Origin of the sequence: Streptomyces botrytidirepellens, from assembly GCF_003721215.1 — a bacterium.
In the GTDB taxonomy this organism is placed as follows: domain Bacteria; phylum Actinomycetota; class Actinomycetes; order Streptomycetales; family Streptomycetaceae; genus Streptomyces; species Streptomyces himastatinicus.
Map to the genome: position 1 here is coordinate 1 of NZ_RIBZ01000526.1, position 2,470 is coordinate 2,470.

The following is a 2,470-nucleotide window of genomic DNA, read 5'->3' on the forward strand; positions in this document are numbered from 1 at the left end:
CCCGGCCGCGCTCAGCCCGCGAACGCGGGCTGCGCCAGCCCCCGCCCCGCGTCCGCGATGACCAGCACCGACCCCGCCAGCGGCGGGGCCGCGGCGCCGAGGCCGACCCGGGCCGAGGACACGTACAGATCACGGAGATCGGCCCCGCCGAAGGCACACGCGGTGGGGCGGGGGAAGGGCAGCCGGATCACCCGATCGAGTGTGCCGTCGGGGGTGTAGCGGCGGATCGCGGCGCCGTCCCAGAGGGCGACCCACACACACCCGTCGGCGTCCACGCACAGCCCGTCCGGGAAGCCCGCGCCGTCCTCGATGTGGGCGAGGGGACGTCGGCCGGTGACGTCGCCCTCCCCCGTCACGTCGAAGACGTCGATGCGCCGGGTCGGGGAGTCGACGTAGTACATGAGGCGGCCGTCCGGGCTCCAGCCGGTGCCGTTGCTGACCGCCACGTCCGGCAGGATCTCCGCCGCGGAGCCGTCGGAGCCGACGCGGGACAGGGTGCCGCCGCCCGCCGCCTCGTCGTAGCGCATGGTGCCCGCCCACAGCGAACCGTCCGGGGCGACGGCCGCGTCGTTGCCGCGGCGACCGGGGACGGGGTCCCGGACCAGCCAGCGGAAGGCCGCCGCGGCGTCGTACAGCCCGACCCCGTCGCGCAGGTTGACCACCAGCCCGCCGCCTGCCCGCGGCTTCGCCGCGCCGACGTGCTGCTCGGTGGCCAGGGTGGTGCTGCGGCCGGTGGCCGGGTCGTAGGTGTGGACGCGGGCGGAGAGGATGTCCACCCAGATCAGCCGCCCGGCCGTCGCGTCCCAGGTGGGGCCCTCGCCCAGCTCGGCGGTCGCCCGGACCGCCACGTCCCATCGCGATGCCGTACGCCCGCTCATACGCCGCGCCCCCTCCGGTGCCCCAGGCGGACGGACAGCTCGCCCGCGCCCTTGGCCGCCAGTTCCTCCAGCTCCGCCCGGCGCTCCTCGCTCCAGCGGATCGTCGGCACCGAGATGGACAGCGCCGCCACCACCTTGCCCGCCGAATCCCGCACCGGCGCGGCCACGCAGCTCACGTCGGGGTTGGACTCCTGCCGCTCGACCGCGATGCCGTGCTCCCGCACGGCGGCCAGGTGGCGGTGCAGCTCGGCCGCGGAGGTGATGCTGTTGTCCGTCATGGCGACGAGCGGCCGGTCCTCGGGGAACCGGGCGGTCAGCTCGTCCTCCGGGAGGGAGGCGAGCAGCATCTTGCCGACCGAGGTGCAGTGGGCGGGCAGCCTGCGGCCCGCGGCGGAGACCATGCGGACGGCGTGGGTGGAGTCGACCTTGGCGATGTAGATGACGTCCGTGCCCTCCAGAATGGCGACATGGACGGTCTCGTCGCAGGTCTCGGCGACGCTCCGGGCCACCTGCTGGCCCTCGGCGGCCAGGTCGAGCTGTTCCGCGTACCGGCTGCCGAGCTGGTACGGGCGCACGCCGAGCCGGTAGCGGCCGGGCTGGTCGGGCACGTGGACCAGATACGAGCGGGCGGCCAGAGTGGTCACCAGCTCATGGACGGTGGTCCGGGGCAGTCCGAGGCGGCGGGTGATCTCGGGGGCGGAGAGCGTACCGTCGCCGTCGAGGAACAGTTCGAGAATGTCCAGAGCCCGGGTCACCGCGGGCACGAGGCGTCCCATGTGGTTCGCCCACCCCTTCTGGTCCAGATGGCAAGTGTTCGAGATTCCGGCCGGTGGCCGGTATCGCGAACACAGGTTACGCGCAGGCCACTTCTCCCGGCAATGGCCGGGCAAAGACCCCGAGGTCACCGACAATACGGAGGCGCCGCGAAACCGCTACGGTGTGGGCGGCAGCAGATCGCCGCGGAGGCGCTGCGCCCGCAGCACCAGCTCCAGTTCGAAGCGGCGGTCCGGGTCCTCGACCTCGTCGCCCCACAGCTCCCTGATCTGCCGGAGCCGATAGCGCACGGTCTGTGGATGCACTCCCAGCCGGTCCGCGATCTCCGGCGCCCCGCCCCGCGTCTCCAGCCACGCCAGCAGCGTCTCGGCGAGGCGGCGCCCCTGGGCGGGGCCGCATCCGGCGAGCGGGGCGAGGCGGCGGCGGGCCAGGGCGTCGATCAGCTCCTCCGGGGGCAGCAGCACCAGCGCCTCGGTGTGCTCGGTGCAGTGCAGCACCTCCCCGGCGGGCAGCAGCCCGCGCTCCATGAGCCGGACCGCGGCCTCGGCCCAGCGCAGCGACTTGGCGGCCTCGGCGAGCGGTACGGGCGGGCCGACCGCGCCCGACCACCCGGCGGTGGCGCGGCGCAGCAGCTCGGGGCGGCCCGCCTCCTCGGGGTCGGGGAGCACCATGCGGGGCTGCTCGCACTCCATGTCGAGGAGGACGTCCCGGCCGACGGCGGGGGCCAGCGCCTCGCGCGCGGGGCGCAGCAGGACGGCGACGGCGACCCGCTCGGGCAGCGGCCAGCCGATCCGGGCCGCCCGCTCGGCGAGGGCGTC

The 2,470-nt window shown here is 75.3% G+C and carries 3 protein-coding genes; all 3 read right to left on the reverse strand.

Annotated features, from left to right (window positions below):
* Positions 1-11: 11 nt before the first annotated feature.
* Entirely contained in the window at positions 12-878 is an 867-nt protein-coding gene (locus EEJ42_RS32330) for an SMP-30/gluconolactonase/LRE family protein (protein WP_123105481.1), read from the reverse strand.
* Positions 875-1,654 (reverse strand): IclR family transcriptional regulator, encoded by a 780-nt coding sequence (locus EEJ42_RS32335; RefSeq protein ID WP_123105483.1) that lies wholly within the window; start codon positions 1,652-1,654, stop codon positions 875-877. Before EEJ42_RS32335 ends, EEJ42_RS32330 begins: the two co-directional genes overlap by 4 nt.
* 156 nt (positions 1,655-1,810) lie before the next feature.
* Positions 1,811-2,470: PucR family transcriptional regulator (locus tag EEJ42_RS32340; RefSeq protein WP_184503375.1), on the reverse strand; the 660-nt coding region annotated here is incomplete at its 5' end.

What these genes read in the sequence shown, in the direction of transcription:
- EEJ42_RS32330 (WP_123105481.1), bottom strand. Translation starts at nt 878, where the DNA reads ATGAGCGGGCGTACGGCATCGCGATGGGACGTGGCGGTCCGGGCGACC.
- EEJ42_RS32335 (WP_123105483.1), bottom strand. Translation starts at nt 1,654, where the DNA reads ATGGGACGCCTCGTGCCCGCGGTGACCCGGGCTCTGGACATTCTCGAA.